A 15,936-nucleotide genomic window follows, 5' to 3' on the forward strand; every position below is an offset into this window, starting at 1 on the left:
ATGACAACTGTGCAAGAAGCCGTGCCGAACCTGATCCCCACGCAAGACGTGACCCCGCGCCCTGCGCCGAAGAAAGTCGAGGCCGGCGTGAAGCTGCGCGGCGCCGAGAAGGTGGCGCGCATCCCGGTGAAGATCATCCCCACCGAAGAACTGCCGAAAAAGCCTGACTGGATTCGCGTGCGCATCCCGGTTTCGCCGGAGGTCGACCGCATCAAGCAACTGCTGCGCAAGCACAAACTGCACAGCGTGTGCGAAGAGGCCTCCTGCCCGAACCTGGGCGAGTGCTTCTCCGGCGGCACCGCGACCTTCATGATCATGGGCGACATCTGCACCCGTCGCTGCCCGTTCTGCGACGTCGGCCACGGTCGTCCGAAGCCATTGGACCTGGACGAGCCGAAGAACCTGGCCATCGCCATCGCCGACCTGCGTCTTAAGTACGTGGTGATCACCTCGGTGGACCGCGATGACCTGCGTGACGGCGGTGCCCAGCACTTCGCCGATTGCATCCGCGAAATCCGCGCGCTGTCGCCGGGCGTCCAGCTGGAGACCCTGGTGCCGGACTACCGCGGGCGCATGGACGTGGCGCTGGAAATCACCGCACAGACCCCGCCGGACGTGTTCAACCACAACCTCGAGACCGTGCCGCGCCTGTACAAGGCCGCGCGTCCGGGCTCGGACTACGACTGGTCGCTGGACCTGCTGCAGAAGTTCAAGCAGATGGTCCCGCATGTGCCGACCAAGTCCGGCCTGATGCTGGGCCTGGGCGAGACCGACGACGAGGTGATCGAGGTCATGCACCGCATGCGCGAGCATGACATCGACATGCTGACCCTCGGCCAGTACCTGCAGCCGTCGCGCAACCACCTGCCGGTACAGCGCTTCGTGCACCCGGACACCTTCGCCTGGTTCGCCGAGGAAGGTTACAAGATGGGCTTCAAGAACGTCGCCTCCGGCCCGCTGGTGCGCTCGTCGTACCACGCCGACCAGCAGGCCCACGAAGCCAAGATCAAGCTCTGAACCGGGCTTGAGCGGGACATGCCGATGCGCGCCGGAAGGCGGCATCGGCATTTTTGTTTTTGAGCGATCTGTTTCAAGCGACAAGCTGCAAGGAGTGGCGCGATGAATTGCCTGGAAACTGCTGAATACCTGTTGCCCAAGGCCTTGCCTGACAACGCCCGTTTCGCCATCGTCGCCCCGGCCGGGCCGGCGCGGCTGGACACCGACAAGGCCCGTCAGTGGTTCGAAAGCCGTGGCCAGCAGTGCCGCATCTACCCTGGGGTGCTGCAGGCGGACGGTTACCTTGCCGGCAGCGACGAGCAACGCCTGCGTGACCTGCACGATGCATTCAGCGCCCCGGACATCGACGCCATCCTGTGCATGCGCGGCGGTTACGGCAGCATGCGCCTGCTGGACCGCATCGACTTCGAACTGATCCGACGCCATCCCAAGCCGCTGGTGGGTTACAGCGACATCACCGCCCTGCATTCGGCGCTCAACCGACATGCCGGGATGCTGGCCTTCCATGGTGCAATGCTCAATGCCGACCTGCTGGGGGGCAAGCTCGAGCCCACCGTCAGCTCACTGTTCGGACAGCTACGGGGGCGGTTGGGGGCGGGTGATGTGATTGACCACCCTGTCGAGTTCCCGCTCACCAGCGTGGTGCCCGGGATTGCCAGCGGGCGTCTGGTTGGCGGCAACCTGTCGCTGCTCGGCTCCACGCTGGGGACGCTAGCGGAAGTCGACACCCGGGACAGCATCCTGTTCATCGAGGACGTCAACGAGCCGCTCTACCGTGTCGACCGACTGCTGACCCAACTGCGCCTGGCCGGCAAGCTGAAAGAGGTGCGAGGGGTGCTGGTGGGGGACTTTGCCGGGATCACGGTGGCGGCGATGACGCCGCTGCTGCTGGACATCTTCGGCCCGCTCGGGGTGCCGGTGCTGGCCGGGTGGCGCAGTGGGCACTGTGATCCGAATGTGTGCTTGCCGATGGGGGCAAGTGTGCGACTGGATGCTGAAGAGCAGAGTCTGGTGCTGTTGCAGGATCTGTTCAGGGGTTGAGATCGCCGGGGCTGCTTTGCAGTCCTTTCGCGGCACAAGGCCGCTCCTACAGGGGATTGCAATCGCCTGTAGGAGCGGCCTTGTGCCGCGAAAGGGGCGCAAAGCGCCCCCCTGCGCTCTCTAGCGGCGCAGGCTATCAAGCAGCTTGTGGGTCGGATAACCATCCGCCGGCCAACCCTGGGCCTGCTGCGCATTGCGGATTGCCTTGCGGGTATTGGCGCCGATGATCCCATCCGGATTGCCTGCTTCATGCCCGTTGGCATTGAGCAAGGTCTGCAACTCGATTCGCTCGCTGCGGCTCAGCGGCAGGTCCTCTTTCGGCCAGCTGCCGGCAATGAACCCCCATCCGGAGAAACGATCCCCCAGCAGGCTCACCGCCAGCGCGTAGGACGACGAATTGTTGTACTTGAGGATGGCGCGGAAGTTGTCCAGTACCAGGAATGCTGGCCCCTTGGCACCTGCGGGCAGCAACAGGGCGGCGGGCAGCTGGTCGCTGCCGGTTGGCAGGGTGGTGCCGGCCGGCAGTTTCACGCCCAGCTGCAGCCACTCGTTGACGCTCTTGCGCTGGCTGCCATCGGCCAGCCAGTAGTCGAAGCCGGCGGGCACCTGCACCTCGAAGCCCCAGGGTTGGCCACGTTTCCAGCCGGACGCCTGCAGGTAGTGCGCGGTGGAGGCCAGGGCGTCGGCGGTGCTGTTCCAGATGTCGCGGCGGCCGTCACCGTCGAAGTCCACGGCGTGGGTCAGGTAGGTGGTCGGGATGAACTGGGTCTGGCCCATGGCGCCAGCCCAGGAGCCACGCATCGCATCGGGCTGGATATCGCCGTTCTGCAGGATCTGCAGGGCGGCGATCAGCTGGTCCTGGGCGAACTGCGGACGCCGGCCCTCATAGGCCAGGGTGGCCAGTGAGCGGATCACCGACTTGCTGCCCTGGAACTGGCCGAAGTTGCTTTCCATGCCCCATACCGAGACCAGAACCTGGCGATCGACACCGTAGCGTTGTTCGATGCGGGTCAGCAGATCGGCGTTCTGCTCGAGCAGTTTCTTGCCGTTGCGCACGCGTAGCGGCGACAGGGCGCCGTCCAGGTACTCCCACACCGGGCGGGTGAACTCGGGTTGGCTACGGTCGGCCTTGATCACGTCCATGTCCGGGGTGACGCCGAGGAAGGCGCGGTCGAACAGGCTGGCACTGATACCGGCTTGCAGGGCTTGTTGGCGGAAGCCGGCCTGCCATTGGGCGAAGGTCTGCAGGGGCTGGATTTCACCGTTGGCCTCGGGCGCGGTGCCGGGCAGGGTGGCGACGGGGGCGGGCTGGGCGGGCGCCAGCGGCAGGGCGTCGGCGGCGGTGGGTTTCTCGGCGCAGGCGACGAGCAGGATGAAGCTTGTGGCCGCGATCAGCTGGCGGGGTTGCCAGCGGAGAGTGAGACGAGAGGGCATGCACAGATCCAGAATTGCAGGTCAGGTGCCGACCATACCATGCCTGCGCATTTCATGCCTTTCATGCCGCCATAAAGCAGGAAGCCTCCCAATCTCTCGATTGGAAGGCTTCGCGGCGGTAGCTGCCTTTGCCTTTTTCCGGTCGTTCCTGGCGGCAGCGGAACAGCGGTTGGGCGACGATGGACTTGGCCTTGTTGGGGCCGTGCTTTTTCGGTTTCTTGCTCATGGTGGGTTCCCGGTGTGGGTGGATGGCGGGCGCACTTTAGGCCTGTAGCGCTACCGGAGCCAATTGATTGTGTTTATGGCGGCGGGCCTCATCGCGGGTCAAGCCCGCTCCCACGACATCTTTGTGGGAGCGGGCTTGACCCGCGATGAGTTTTACTCGGCAGGCAGTGCCAATCGCTGTCCGGCCATCAGCAGCGACAACCGCGCCAGGCTGGTCCAGGGCGAGCCCTCGGCCTGCCCCTTGATCTGCGCATCAATACGCTGGGCATCCTGCAGCAACATGGCCCAGCGCTGAGCTGACAGGCGCTGCAAGGCCTTGCTCACCAGCGGGCGGCGTTTGTCCCACACCGGGGGGCGTGCCTGGCTGAACGCCTTGTCCAGTGGCACCCCCTGGCTGAACTGCTGTGCAAGCCCTGCCAGCAGGCGCAGCTCGCGGGCCAGGGCCCAGAGAATCACCGGAGGCTCGACACCTTCGCCGCGCAACCCTTCGAGCATGCGCAAGGCGTGGGCCGCCTCGCCGTTGAGAATGGCATCCACCAGGCCGAAGACATCGAAGCGGGCGCTGTCAGCGACGGCGGCCTGGACGGTCTCCACGGTGATCTGGTTACCCTCGGCCAGCAGCTTGAGCTTCTCGATCTCCTGGGCGGCGGCCAGCAGGTTGCCCTCGACCCGGGCGGCGATCAGGTCGACGGCGTCTCGCTGGGCCGAAAGACCGGCCTGGGACAGGCGCTGGTTGATCCACTGTGGCAACTGCTGGGCGTCCACCGGCCAGATCTGGATGAACTGGCAGTGCGCGCCTTCGATCAGGGCCTTGCCCCACTTGGTCTTCTGCGCACTGCCATCGAGCTTGGGCAGGCTGATCAGCAGCAGCGTGTCCTCGGCCGGGTTGGCGCAGTATTCCATCAGCGCGGCGGCACCCTTGTCGCCGGGTTTGCCCGAGGGCAGGCGCAGTTCCAGCAGGCGGCGCTGGGCGAACAGTGACAGGCTGGCGCCGGCCAGGAGCAGGTTGCCCCAGTCGAAGTTGGCGTCGGCGCTGAATACCTGGCGTTCGTCGTAACCCTGCTGCCGAGCAGCGCTACGGATGGCGTCGGCGGCCTCCTGGCACAGCAGCGGATCGTCGCCGCTGACGATGTAGACGGGCGCCAGCTGGCCTTGCAGGTGCTTGTTGAGTTGGGCGGGAGCGAGCTTCATGGGAATAGGCGGGGCACCTGAGGTGCCCCGATCAGGCTCAGGGAGCCGGGACTTCCAGCGGCGACTGCTGGGGCGTCTCGTCCTGGATGCGCTGGGCTTCCTGCATGGCCCGGGCTTCGGCTTCGGCACGCTCGTTGGCCTTGCGCTGCAGGTCGTCGAGGTGTGCCGGGGTCAATTGCTGGAGGCGGACCATCATGCCTTGTACCAGGTCACGACGGATTTCCTGACGTACCTGGACGGCTTCCTGGCCGGAACCAGTAATGTTGTTGCCGTTGTACACGTAATACTTCTGCACCTGCAGTTTGTCTTCCAGCAGGATCGTGTCGTTCTGGCCTTCGACCGCGTAGTTCAGCACGACGGTCAGCTCGTACTCCGCCGAGCGGTTGCCACCACTGTAGGTGGCGGCACGCTGGGATTCCTGCTCGTTGGTGAGCACGAGCTTATAGGGTGCGCCGGTATAGACCTTCACGCCACTGTTCTGCAGTGTGCGGCGCAGTTGGGTGACCGTTTCGCCATAGGCGTTGCGTGCGCTGAGGTCCAGCTCCTTGATGGTCAGCTCGGTGGTGCCGGTGCCGCGCAGCTGGAAACCGCAGGCGCTGAGCAGGACAGCCAGGCCCATTACCAGCAGATTGCGTTTGATCATGTGTGTTGCTCCCTCGTGGACCGATTACGCCCGCCTGCAGGGTGTGCAGGCGGGCGTTGCCATCAGTTGGCGACGATGTTGACCAGTTTGCCCGGTACGACGATGACCTTGCGGATGGTCAGGCCGTCGGTGAAGCGCAGGACGTTCTCGTTGTTGCGGGCGGCGGCTTCGATTTCCTCGCGGCTGGCGGCGGCCGGCATCTCGACCTGGCCACGCAGCTTGCCGTTGACCTGCACCACCAGTGTCACGGTGTCCTGCACCAGGGCGCTTTCGTCGACCGTCGGCCAGGCCGCGTCGATTGCCGCCTGGTCGTGGCCCAGCGCCTTCCACAGCTCGTGGGAGATGTGCGGGGTGATCGGCGCCAGCAGCAGGGTGACGGCCTCGAGGCCTTCCTGCAGCAGGGCGCGGTCCTGGGCGCTGGCCTGTGGCGCCTTTTCCAGCACGTTCATCACGGTCATCACCTGGGCGATGGCGGTGTTGAACTTGTGGTACTGGCCCACGTCGGTGCTGGCCTGCTTGATGGCGGCATGGATGGCGCGGCGGATGACCTTCTGCTCGTCGCTCAGGGCGGCGATGTCCAGCTGGCCCGGCAGGCCCTGGGCCACATGGGCCTGGGCCAGGCGCCAGACACGGCGCAGGAAGCGGCTGGCACCCTCGACGCCGGAGTCGGACCACTCCAGGCTCATGTCGGGTGGCGAGGCGAACATCATGAACAGGCGGCAGGTGTCGGCGCCGTAGGCTTCGATCATCGACTGCGGGTCGACACCGTTGTTCTTCGATTTCGACATCTTCTCGGTGCCACCGATTTCCACCGGCAGGCCGTCGGTCTTCAGGCGCGCGCCGATGATCTTGGCCTTGGCGTCACGCTCGATCTCGACATCGGCCGGGTTGAACCAGTCCTTGCCGCCGTTGCTGGCGACACGGTAGTACGTTTCGGCGACGACCATGCCCTGGGTCAGCAGGTTCTTGAACGGCTCGTTGGAGGTGACCAGGCCTTCGTCACGCATCAGCTTGTGGAAGAAGCGCGCGTACAGCAGGTGCAGGATCGCGTGTTCGATGCCGCCGATGTACTGGTCCACCGGCAGCCAGTGGTTGGCGGCTTTCGGATCGACCAGGCCCTTGTCGTAATTCGGCGAGGCATAGCGGGCGAAGTACCAGGACGACTCGACGAAGGTGTCCATGGTGTCGGTTTCGCGCTTGGCCGCGCTGCCGCATTTCGGGCAGGTGCACTCGTAGAACTCGGGCATCCGCGCCAGCGGCGAACCGGCGCCGTCCGGCACCACGTTTTCTGGCAGGGTGACCGGCAGCTGGTCTTCCGGCACCGGCACATCGCCGCAGGACGGGCAGTGGATGATCGGGATCGGGCAGCCCCAGTAGCGCTGGCGGCTGATGCCCCAGTCGCGCAGGCGGAACTGGGTGCGGGATTTGCCCAGGTCCTTGCGGATCAGCGCGGCTTCTATGGCGTCGAAGGCGCCCTGGAAGTCCAGGCCGTCGAATTCACCGGAGTTGATCAGCTGGCCGTGCTCGCCGTAGGCGGCCAGCCACTCGCTGCCGACTTCGTCGCCGACGCTGGTGCGCACCACTGCCTTGACCGGCAGGTTGTACTTGTGGGCGAACTCGAAGTCGCGCTCGTCGTGGGCCGGCACGGCCATCACGGCGCCATCGCCGTAGTGCATCAGCACGTAGTTGGCGACCCATACCGGCAGCTTCTCGCCGGTCAGCGGGTGCTCGACGCACAGGGAAGTGGCCATGCCCTTCTTCTCCTGGGTGGCCATGTCGGCCTCGGCAACGCTGCCGCTCTTGCACTCGTCGATGAACGCTTGCAGCGCCGGGTTGCCCTGGGCCGCCTGGGTGGCCAGCGGGTGCTCGGCGGCGACGGCGACGTAGGTGGCGCCCATCAGCGTGTCGGGACGGGTGGTGAAGACCTTCAGGGTGCCTTCGTGGCCGATGCTGGCCTGGTCGTACGGGAACTGTACTTCCATGCCGCGGGACTTGCCGATCCAGTTGCGCTGCATGGTCTTGACCTGCTCAGGCCAGCCCGGCAGCTCGTCGAGGCTTTCCAGCAGCTCGTCGGCGTAGTCGGTGATGCGGAAGTAGTACATCGGGATTTCGCGCTTTTCGATCAGCGCGCCCGAACGCCAGCCACGGCCGTCGATGACCTGCTCGTTGGCCAGTACGGTCTGGTCCGCCGGGTCCCAGTTCACGGTGCCGTTCTTGCGGTAGATGATGCCTTTCTCGAACAGGCGGGTGAACAGCCACTGCTCCCAGCGGTAGTAGTCCGGCTTGCAGGTGGTGACTTCACGCGACCAGTCGATGGCCAGACCCAGGCTCTTGAGCTGGGTCTTCATGTAGTCGATGTTCTCGTAGGTCCACTTGGCCGGAGCGACGTTGTTCTTCATCGCGGCGTTTTCCGCCGGCATGCCGAAAGCGTCCCAGCCCATCGGTTGCAGGACGTTCTTGCCCAGCATGCGCTGGTAGCGGGCGATAACGTCACCGATGGTGTAGTTGCGCACATGGCCCATGTGTAGCTTGCCGCTCGGGTACGGGAACATCGATAGGCAGTAGTACGTGTCTTTGCCTGGCTGTTCGGTGACAGCGAACGATTGTTGCTCGTCCCAGGCATTCTGGGCGGCGGCTTCTACATCACGGGGCGTGTATTGTTCGTGCATGGCTACTTTGTATTGAGAGGAATAAGAGACATGTTCCAGGCAGCTCGACCTCGCTGCGTCCGGCACTCCGGGATCTTATGAGAGTGAACGCCGTAGCATACATGAGCGCCGCGCGTCGTGGGAAACCCTGATTGCATCGCCCGTCGCGCGGGCCGTTGGTCGCAGCGCCCGGCCGCTTTTGCGAGTGACGCTAAGCTCATCTGTGGGGGGAGATATTCTTACCTTCAATGAGGTGAACGGATGGGAGAGTCGCAACTAACCGCAAACAAGCCGGAGCTTTACGAACGCCTGATCGACCGCCTGGGCCTGGCACTGGAAGTGGCCCGGACCTCGGTGCGATTGCGCGACGAGATGCCTGCCGAACTGGAGTTGCGTGGCCTGAGCCATGCCGAGTTCGAGGTCATCAAGGCCTACCTGGAATCCCTCCCGGAGGGCCGTTTTGCCAGTGCCGGTGCCTACCCGCAACCGGAGCCGTCCTCGGCCAGGATCGTCTGGCTCAAGGACCGCAAGCGCTCCGGCGCCCCAGCCAGCTCCAGGACGTTGCCGTCCCGATAGCCGTTCAGGGTTGCAGGCGCGGTACTACGCGCCGGTTTTCGCAATGCACGCATCGATCGGCGCCGGTTGCCCTTGAGGCCCGGTGCCGATCCTCTTAGGCTGCACGCCTTCCATGGAGGTGTGTGATGCCGATCCGCTTTTTCATCAAACAATGGCTGATGCCGCCCGGCATCCTGTTCCTGCTGTTGCTGGTCGCCTGGTGGTGGCGCCGTCGCCGCCCACGCCTGGCGGCGGCCTGCTTTGCCCTGGGCGTGGGTGGTTTGTGGCTGATGAGTCTGCCGTTGACCGTCGAGCAGGTGGCCCGGGCCCTTGAAACAGAACCTGCGTTGATGGCGGATGAATGGGCGGGCCTGGCGGCCAGGGCCGATGCCATTGTGGTTCTGGGCGCCGGGCGCGAGCGCGGTGATCCGGCGTGGGCCGGTACTGACCAGCCGACCTACGTGGCACTGGAGCGCATGCGCTATGCCGCCCACCTGGCCAAGGCCTCGGGGTTGCCGGTGCTGACCAGTGGTGGCCTGCACTATGGCACGCCACCCAGCGAGGCTCAGCTGATGGCTGATCGGCTGCAGGCCGATTTTGCTGTGAAGGTCACTTGGAAGGAGGAAGCCAGCCACACCACCTGGGAAAACGCCGAGTTCAGCGCGAAGGTGTTGCAGCCATTGGGCATCCGGCGGGTGGTGGTGGTGACCCAGGCCTGGCACATGCAGCGTGCACGCTGGAGCTTTGAACGGGCCGGGTTCGAGGTGGTGCCGGCGCCGGTGGGTTTCCTCGGGCGCGATCATGCAAGACCGTTCGCGGGATTGCTGCCGGAAAGCCGGGCCATGTGGCAGAGCGGGCAGTTGCTGAACGAGGCGGTGGGTTTGCTGGGGTATCGGTTGTTCTACTGATGCCCAGCGCACACGGCCCTCTGTAGGAGCGGCCTCGTGCCGCGAAAGGGCCGCAAGGCGGCCCCGCGATCTGTGCATGTACGCCAAGACCCCGGGGCTGCTTCGCAGCCCTTTCGCGGCACGAGGCCGCTCCTACAGGAGGCGTCGTCGCTCAGACGGTCTTGGCGATCCGGCCGGCTAGCAGCGCCCAGCCCAGCAACAGCACGCAGACAATTGCCAGCGGCCACGAGCGCCATTGCAGGTAAGGCGTCAGCTGCTGCATCGGCACCACCTCGCCGTACAGCACGGCCCTCTGGAACTGCGGGATCTGCGCGGTGATCCTGCCGAACGGGTCGATCAGCGCGGTCACGCCGTTGTTGGTGGCGCGGATCATCCAGCGACCGGCCTCGAGCGCGCGCATCTGGGCCATCTGCAGGTGCTGCAGCGGGCCAATCGAGGTGCCGAACCAGGTGTCGTTGCTGATGGTCAGCAGCAGGTCGCTGCGCGCGGCGAGGCTTGCGGCAAACTCGGGATAGACCACTTCGTAGCAGATGTACGGTGCCACCTGGTAACCCTTGGCCTGCAGCAGTGGCTGGTCCTCGGGGCCGCGGGCGAAGTCCGACATCGGCAAGTTGAAGAACTCGATCAGGCCGCGCAGCATGTCCTGCAGCGGCACGTACTCGCCAAACGGCACCAGCTTCTGCTTGAGGTAGGTGCCGTCGCCTTCGCCGGCCACGGTGATGCCGTTGTAGTAGCGGCGCTGGTGGTGAACCATCTGCCGTATCGGCACCCCGGTGATCAGCGCCGAATGCCGTTCGGCGGCAAAGGTGCCCATCATGTCGATGTAGCCCTGGGCCTGGTCCTTGAGCGCCGGCACGGCGGTTTCCGGCCAGACCAGCAGGTCGACGGGCTTCGAACTGAAGCTCATGTCGCGGTACAGCGCCAGTTGCGCATTGACGTGCGCCGGGTCCCATTTCAGGTCCTGCTCGACGTTGCCCTGCAGGGCGGCGACCTTCAATGGATCGCCCGCCGGCTTGGTCCAGGCGTGGTCCTTGAGGGTCAGGCCGAGGATCCACGGCGCCACCAGCAACACCGCACCAGCGGCCAGGAACGCACGGCGCTCACGCAGGCGGTACAGGTTGCATAGCAAGGCGGCGCTCAAGGCCAGGACGAAGGACACCAGCCAGACGCCGCCCAGCGGGGCGAGGCCGGCGAGCGGGCCGTCGAGTTGGCTGTAGCCGGCGTAGAGCCAGGGGAAACCGGTGAGGAACCAGCCTCGGAAGGCCTCCTGCAGCAACCACAGGGCGGCGAAACACAGGGCATCGGCCAGTGGCGCTTCGTCGCGACGCAACCAGCGCGCCCAGAGCCAGGCGGGCAAGGCGAAGAAGAATGCCAGGCAGGCGAAGAACGCCAGCAGCAGGGCGATCGCCAGCAGCGGCGAGGCACCGCCGTAGGTGTTCATGCTGACGTAGATCCACCAGGTGCCGGCGCCGTAGAGGCCGAAGCCGAAGCACCAGCCACGGCCCAGGGCCTGGCGCGGCGTCAGTTCGCGCAGGCCGGCGTAGAACAGGGCGATGGACAGGATGGCCAACGGCCAGACGTCGAACGGCGCCAAGGCCAGGAGGGTGGAGGCGCCGGCCGCCATGGCCAGCAGGTTACCGGGCCAGCCGGGGCGGGTGATCCAGCGCATGTCGTTCCTTAACGATTGATCGGTGTCAGGCGCAGCAAGTGTATCCGGCGGCTGTCGGCATTGAGAATACGGAAACGATAGTGACCGATCTCGGTGGTCTCGTTGCGCTTGGGCAGGTGGCCGAAGGCGCTCATTACCAGGCCGCCGACCGTGTCGAACTCGTCATCGGAGAATTCGCTGTCGAAGAACTCGTTGAAGTTATCGATCGGCGTCAGCGCCTTGACCAGGAAGTCACCACTGGGCAGCGGCTTGATGTAGCTGTCTTCCTCGACATCGTGCTCGTCCTCGATATCGCCGACGATCTGCTCGAGCACGTCCTCGATGGTCACCAGGCCCGCCACGCCGCCGTACTCGTCGATGACGATGGCCATGTGGTTGTGGTTGGCGCGGAATTCGCGCAGCAGCACGTTCAGGCGCTTGGACTCAGGCACGAAGGTGGCCGGGCGCAGCAGGTCCTTGATGTTGAAGCTGTCGCCGTTCTCCTTGAGGATCAGCGGCAGCAGGTCCTTGGCGAGCAGGATGCCGAGCACATCGTCGTGGCTTTCGCCGATCACCGGGTAGCGCGAGTGCGCGGCGTCGATCACCGCCGGCAGGAACTCGCGTGGCGACTGGCTGGCCTTGATGCTGATCATCTGCGAGCGCGGCACCATGATGTCGCGCACCTGCAGGTCGGCGACCTGGATGGCGCCTTCGACGATGGTCAGCGCTTCGCTGTCGAGCAGCTTGTTCTGATGGGCTTCGCGCAGCAGCTCGAGGAGCTCCTGGCGGTTTTTCGGCTCATGGGCAAAAGCCTGGGTCAGTTTACCCAGCCAGGACTTTTGCCCGTTGCTCGATCGGTCTTCGCTCATGGCGGTTACTCGTGATCCTTGCAGTGTCAGTGTGTGATTGATTCGGCTTCGTCGTCGGCGTACGGGTCCGGATGACCCAGTTCCGCCAGCAATGTTCGTTCCAGCGCTTCCATCTCCTCGGCCTCATCGTCCTCGATGTGGTCGTAGCCGAGCAGGTGCAGGCAGCCGTGGATGACCAGGTGCGCCCAGTGCGCCTCGAGGGCCTTGCCCTGTTCGGCGGCCTCGCGCTCGACCACCGGCACGCAGATCACCAGGTCGCCCAGCAACGGGATGTCGAGCAGCTCGTCGGGCACATCGGCGGGGAAGGACAGCACGTTGGTCGCGTAGTCCTTGTGCCGGTAGGTGTGGTTCAGCTCGCGGCCTTCGGCTTCGTCGACCAGGCGGATGGTCATCTCGGAGTCGGCGCTGCGCTGGCGCAAGGCAAGCTCGCACCAGCGGCGAAAGGCGTTGTCGTCGGGGGCGGCGGCGTCCGTGGCCCGTTGCAGGTCGAGTTCAAGCATCTTTGCCGGGTGCCTCGGGCTTGGCCTGACGGGCGTCGAAACGGTCGTAGGCTTCGACGATGCGCTGCACCAGCGGGTGGCGCACCACATCCTTGGGTTGGAAATGGGTGAAGCTGATACCTGGGACGTCCCTGAGCACCTCGATCACATGGGCCAGCCCTGACTTGGTGCCGCGCGGCAGGTCGACCTGGGTGATGTCGCCGGTGATCACCGCGGTCGAGCCGAAGCCGATGCGGGTGAGGAACATCTTCATCTGCTCGAGGGTGGTGTTCTGGCTCTCGTCGAGGATGATGAAGCTGTTGTTCAGGGTGCGGCCGCGCATGTAGGCCAGCGGTGCGATCTCGATCACCTGGCGCTCGATGAGCTTGGCCACGTGCTCGAAGCCGAGCATCTCGTAGAGCGCGTCGTAGAGCGGGCGCAGGTACGGGTCGATCTTCTGGGCGAGGTCGCCGGGCAGGAAGCCGAGCTTTTCGCCGGCCTCGACCGCCGGGCGCACCAGCAGGATGCGGCGCACCTGTTCACGCTCCAGTGCGTCGACCGCGCAGGCCACGGCCAGGTAAGTCTTGCCGGTACCGGCCGGGCCGACGCCGAAGTTGATGTCGTTGGCCAGGATTTCCTTGACGTAGCGCTGCTGGTTGACGCCGCGTGGGCGGATGTTGCCCTTGCGCGTGCGCAGCGAGACGCTGACTTCGTTGACGGCGGGGTTCTCGAGGTTCTCGACCGTCGATTCCTGCAGATAGAGATGGACCGTTTCCGGCGACAGGTCGGTGGCCTTGGCCTCGCGATAGAGGCGGCGCAGCAACTGTTCGGCGGCGGAGGTGGTCTTGGGTTCGCCGATCAGTTCGAACTGATTGCCGCGGTTGCGGATTTCGATAGCCAGGCGTTGTTCGATCAGGCGCAGGTGCTCGTCGAACTGGCCGCACAGGTTGGCGAAACGATGGGCCTCGAAGGGCTCGAGGATGAAACGATGGGGTTGTATGGGTGCGTTCAAGGTCGTTTTTAGCCGCTCGACGGCAATGAATGTGAACTCAAGAATAACCCTTGAGTGGCAGTGGCGAAAGCACTGAAACGATCAAGGGTCGGTACGACGCTTCCGATCCGCGTGTCGATCATGGCAGGGCAAGTTGACGAAACGATGATGCCGGCGGACCGCACAGGGCTCGAGGCGGTTCAGGGCAGGGGAGAGAAGGGCGTGCGGCCTTCGGCGTTCTGCAGTTCCAGCAGGTATTTGCGGAAGATCTGGCCGAGCACCTGGGTGGCGTGCTCGAGCTCGTCGCGGGGCATCTGCCCGCTGACTTCGTCGGCCATGTCCAGGGCGTCTTCGGCGCCGTTGACCGCGGCGATCTTGAGCAGGATGTAGGCCTGCACGTTGTTGGCCTTGACCCCTTCGCCATGGAAGAACATCGAGCCGAGGCGGTACTGAGCCTGCCCCTGGCCCTGCAGCGAGGCCTTTTCGAACCACTTGAGCGCCTTGTCGAGATGGCGCGGCGTGCCGCTGTAGTAGAACTCGCCCAGCTCGTACTGCGCTTCGGCATCCCCGGACTCCGCCGTCTGCTCGCAGGCCTTCAGGGCGTTCTCCTGGTCCTCGGGCGCAGCATCGAGAGTGCAGCGGCCCGCCGCCGGAATCAGCAACGAGTTACCGCCCTCCGCCAGGGCCAGCAGGGGCTGAAGAAGCAACAGGCAGCCCAGGGTCAGGGCGCGGCCGGTGCGGTTCATGGGGATCGACTTACCTCTGCAAAGCTACGGCCAATGTCTCTGGTGGCACATTATGGGATAAGCAGCGCCTACCTTACAAAGTTTTACTCGAATTTCTGTCCTGCTGGCGAATCGGCTGACTGTGTAGGAGCGGCCTTGTGCCGCGAAAGGGCTGCGAAGCAGCCCCGGCATTATTCGCATCAAGGCTGAAATTCCAGGGGCTGCTTCGCAGCCCTTTCGCGGCACAAGGCCGCTCCTACCTGGGTGGTGTGAAGGCTTACTTCAGCTTGGCGAACGCCCGCTCGGCCGCATCCAGGGTGATCTGCAGCTCCTTGTCGCCATGGGCGATGGAGGTGAAGCCCGCCTCGAAGGCGCTTGGCGCCAGGTACACGCCGCCGTCGAGCATCAGGTGGAAGAAGCGCTTGAAGCGCTCGGCGTCGCTGGCCATCACGTCGTCGAAGGTGACGATGTCGTCGGCGCCGCTGAAGTACAGGCCGAACATGGCGCCCGCCTGGGTGGTGACGAACGGGATACCAGCGGCATCGGCGCGCTGTTGCAGGCCATCGAGCATGCGGTTGGTGAAGGCGCTCAGCTCGTCATGGAAGCCCGGGCGGCTGATCAGCCGCAGGGTGGTCAGGCCTGCGGCCATGGCCAGCGGGTTGCCCGACAGCGTACCGGCCTGGTAGACCGGGCCGAGCGGGGCGATGCAGCCCATGATCTCGCGCTTGCCGCCGAAGCAGCCGACCGGCATGCCGCCGCCGACGATCTTGCCGAAGGTCGACAGGTCCGGGGTGATGCCGTAGTGGCCTTGGGCGCCGCCCAGCGACACACGGAAGCCGGTCATCACTTCATCGAAGATCAGTACCACGCCGTGTTTGTCGCACAGCGCGCGCAGGCCTTCGAGGAAGCCTGGCGCCGGCGGTACGCAGTTCATGTTGCCGGCCACTGGCTCGACGATGATGCAGGCCACGGTCTGGCCAACCTCGGCGAGGGTCTTCTCGACGGCGGCGATATCGTTGAACGGCAGGGTCAGGGTGTGCTTGGCGAAGTCCGCCGGCACCCCGGCCGAGCTCGGTACGCCCTGGGTCAGCAGGCCGGAGCCGGCCTTGACCAGCAGGCTGTCGGAGTGGCCGTGGTAGCAGCCTTCGAACTTGATGATGGCGTCGCGGCTGGTGTAGCCACGGGCCAGACGGATGGCGCTCATGGTGGCCTCGGTGCCGGAGCTGACCATGCGCACCATTTCCATCGACGGCACGATCGAGCAGACCAGATCGGCCATCTCGGTTTCCATGGCCGTCGGCGCGCCATAGGACAGGCCGTGCTCGAGTTGTCGGCGCACGGCATTCAGCACATCGGGATGGCCGTGGCCGAGGATCATCGGGCCCCAGGAACCGACATAGTCGACATAGCGCTTGTCGTCTTCATCGATGACGTAGGCGCCTTCGGCGTGCTTGAAGAACAGCGGCGTGCCGCCGACGCTCTTGAAGGCGCGCACGGGCGAGTTGACGCCACCGGGGATGTGTTTCTGGGCTTGGGCAAACAGTTCTTCGGAACGGGACATG

The 15,936-nt window shown here is 65.1% G+C and carries 15 protein-coding genes; 4 read left to right on the plus strand and 11 right to left on the minus strand.

Features of this window, described 5'->3' with window-relative positions; all coding sequences use genetic code 11:
- The gene (lipA, locus tag PRtIB026_RS06115) at positions 1 to 1,017 is read left to right on the plus strand and encodes a lipoyl synthase (RefSeq protein WP_028690392.1); all 1,017 of its coding nucleotides are present in this window, start codon (positions 1 to 3) and stop codon (positions 1,015 to 1,017) included.
- 102 nt (positions 1,018 to 1,119) lie between these two features.
- Positions 1,120 to 2,058: a S66 peptidase family protein gene (locus tag PRtIB026_RS06120; protein ID WP_267813698.1), complete on the plus strand. Its 939-nt coding sequence runs from the start codon at positions 1,120 to 1,122 to the stop codon at positions 2,056 to 2,058.
- A 120-nt stretch (positions 2,059 to 2,178) separates the two neighbouring features.
- On the opposite strand, the gene PRtIB026_RS06125 is transcribed toward PRtIB026_RS06120, so the two are convergent.
- The 5 genes from PRtIB026_RS06125 to leuS form a co-directional block, all read right to left on the minus strand.
- A complete protein-coding gene (locus PRtIB026_RS06125) occupies positions 2,179 to 3,492 on the minus strand; it encodes a lytic murein transglycosylase (protein WP_203648159.1) in 1,314 nt (437 codons plus the stop codon).
- Positions 3,493 to 3,553: 61 nt separating this feature from the next.
- Positions 3,554 to 3,718: an alternative ribosome rescue factor ArfA gene (arfA, locus tag PRtIB026_RS06130; RefSeq protein ID WP_028690395.1), complete on the minus strand. Its 165-nt coding sequence runs from the start codon at positions 3,716 to 3,718 to the stop codon at positions 3,554 to 3,556.
- A gap of 152 nt (positions 3,719 to 3,870) precedes the next feature.
- Complete coding sequence (gene holA / locus PRtIB026_RS06135) at positions 3,871 to 4,908, minus strand: DNA polymerase III subunit delta (RefSeq protein ID WP_069016289.1); 1,038 nt, start codon at positions 4,906 to 4,908, stop codon at positions 3,871 to 3,873.
- Positions 4,909 to 4,945: 37 nt separating this feature from the next.
- Complete coding sequence (gene lptE, locus PRtIB026_RS06140; RefSeq protein ID WP_203648158.1) at positions 4,946 to 5,551, minus strand: LPS assembly lipoprotein LptE; 606 nt, start codon at positions 5,549 to 5,551, stop codon at positions 4,946 to 4,948.
- A gap of 62 nt (positions 5,552 to 5,613) precedes the next feature.
- Positions 5,614 to 8,220, minus strand: a complete 2,607-nt coding sequence (leuS, locus tag PRtIB026_RS06145) for a leucine--tRNA ligase (RefSeq protein WP_203648157.1) — start codon at positions 8,218 to 8,220, stop codon at positions 5,614 to 5,616.
- 240 nt (positions 8,221 to 8,460) lie between these two features.
- On the opposite strand from leuS, the gene PRtIB026_RS06150 reads away from it, so the two are divergent.
- Together PRtIB026_RS06150 and PRtIB026_RS06155 are read left to right on the plus strand one after the other, a co-directional pair.
- A complete protein-coding gene (locus tag PRtIB026_RS06150) occupies positions 8,461 to 8,775 on the plus strand; it encodes a hypothetical protein (RefSeq protein WP_110737917.1) in 315 nt (104 codons plus the stop codon).
- A gap of 125 nt (positions 8,776 to 8,900) precedes the next feature.
- On the plus strand, positions 8,901 to 9,662 hold the full coding sequence (locus tag PRtIB026_RS06155) for a YdcF family protein (RefSeq protein ID WP_203648156.1): 762 nt from the start codon (positions 8,901 to 8,903) through the stop codon (positions 9,660 to 9,662).
- 151 nt (positions 9,663 to 9,813) lie between these two features.
- On the opposite strand, the gene lnt is transcribed toward PRtIB026_RS06155, so the two are convergent.
- From lnt to hemL, 6 genes are all read right to left on the minus strand, one after another.
- Positions 9,814 to 11,331 (minus strand): apolipoprotein N-acyltransferase, encoded by a 1,518-nt coding sequence (gene lnt / locus PRtIB026_RS06160; protein ID WP_203648155.1) that lies wholly within the window; start codon positions 11,329 to 11,331, stop codon positions 9,814 to 9,816.
- Positions 11,332 to 11,339: 8 nt separating this feature from the next.
- Positions 11,340 to 12,179: an HlyC/CorC family transporter gene (locus PRtIB026_RS06165; RefSeq protein ID WP_203648154.1), complete on the minus strand. Its 840-nt coding sequence runs from the start codon at positions 12,177 to 12,179 to the stop codon at positions 11,340 to 11,342.
- Positions 12,180 to 12,205: 26 nt separating this feature from the next.
- Positions 12,206 to 12,679, minus strand: coding sequence for an rRNA maturation RNase YbeY (ybeY, locus tag PRtIB026_RS06170; RefSeq protein WP_203648153.1), 474 nt, complete (start codon positions 12,677 to 12,679; stop codon positions 12,206 to 12,208).
- A complete protein-coding gene (locus PRtIB026_RS06175) occupies positions 12,672 to 13,670 on the minus strand; it encodes a PhoH family protein (protein ID WP_203648152.1) in 999 nt (332 codons plus the stop codon). Before PRtIB026_RS06175 ends, ybeY begins: the two co-directional genes overlap by 8 nt.
- Before the next feature lie 179 nt (positions 13,671 to 13,849).
- The gene (locus tag PRtIB026_RS06180) at positions 13,850 to 14,395 is read right to left on the minus strand and encodes a tetratricopeptide repeat protein (protein WP_203648151.1); all 546 of its coding nucleotides are present in this window, start codon (positions 14,393 to 14,395) and stop codon (positions 13,850 to 13,852) included.
- 256 nt (positions 14,396 to 14,651) lie between these two features.
- Entirely contained in the window at positions 14,652 to 15,935 is a 1,284-nt protein-coding gene (gene hemL / locus PRtIB026_RS06185; protein ID WP_203648150.1) for a glutamate-1-semialdehyde 2,1-aminomutase, read from the minus strand.
- Position 15,936 lies beyond the last annotated feature (1 nt).

The organism is Pseudomonas sp. RtIB026, from assembly GCF_016861355.2.
GTDB classification, from domain to species: domain Bacteria; phylum Pseudomonadota; class Gammaproteobacteria; order Pseudomonadales; family Pseudomonadaceae; genus Aquipseudomonas; species Aquipseudomonas peradeniyensis.

What these genes read in the sequence shown, in the direction of transcription:
- leuS (WP_203648157.1), bottom strand. Translation starts at nt 8,220, where the DNA reads ATGCACGAACAATACACGCCCCGTGATGTAGAAGCCGCCGCCCAGAAT.
- ybeY (WP_203648153.1), bottom strand. Translation starts at nt 12,679, where the DNA reads ATGCTTGAACTCGACCTGCAACGGGCCACGGACGCCGCCGCCCCCGAC.
- PRtIB026_RS06165 (WP_203648154.1), bottom strand. Translation starts at nt 12,179, where the DNA reads ATGAGCGAAGACCGATCGAGCAACGGGCAAAAGTCCTGGCTGGGTAAA.
- PRtIB026_RS06150 (WP_110737917.1), top strand. Translation starts at nt 8,461, where the DNA reads ATGGGAGAGTCGCAACTAACCGCAAACAAGCCGGAGCTTTACGAACGC.
- lnt (WP_203648155.1), bottom strand. Translation starts at nt 11,331, where the DNA reads ATGCGCTGGATCACCCGCCCCGGCTGGCCCGGTAACCTGCTGGCCATG.
- PRtIB026_RS06155 (WP_203648156.1), top strand. Translation starts at nt 8,901, where the DNA reads ATGCCGATCCGCTTTTTCATCAAACAATGGCTGATGCCGCCCGGCATC.
- hemL (WP_203648150.1), bottom strand. Translation starts at nt 15,935, where the DNA reads ATGTCCCGTTCCGAAGAACTGTTTGCCCAAGCCCAGAAACACATCCCC.
- PRtIB026_RS06120 (WP_267813698.1), top strand. Translation starts at nt 1,120, where the DNA reads ATGAATTGCCTGGAAACTGCTGAATACCTGTTGCCCAAGGCCTTGCCT.
- holA (WP_069016289.1), bottom strand. Translation starts at nt 4,908, where the DNA reads ATGAAGCTCGCTCCCGCCCAACTCAACAAGCACCTGCAAGGCCAGCTG.
- lipA (WP_028690392.1), top strand. Translation starts at nt 1, where the DNA reads ATGACAACTGTGCAAGAAGCCGTGCCGAACCTGATCCCCACGCAAGAC.
- arfA (WP_028690395.1), bottom strand. Translation starts at nt 3,718, where the DNA reads ATGAGCAAGAAACCGAAAAAGCACGGCCCCAACAAGGCCAAGTCCATC.
- PRtIB026_RS06125 (WP_203648159.1), bottom strand. Translation starts at nt 3,492, where the DNA reads ATGCCCTCTCGTCTCACTCTCCGCTGGCAACCCCGCCAGCTGATCGCG.
- lptE (WP_203648158.1), bottom strand. Translation starts at nt 5,551, where the DNA reads ATGATCAAACGCAATCTGCTGGTAATGGGCCTGGCTGTCCTGCTCAGC.
- PRtIB026_RS06180 (WP_203648151.1), bottom strand. Translation starts at nt 14,395, where the DNA reads ATGAACCGCACCGGCCGCGCCCTGACCCTGGGCTGCCTGTTGCTTCTT.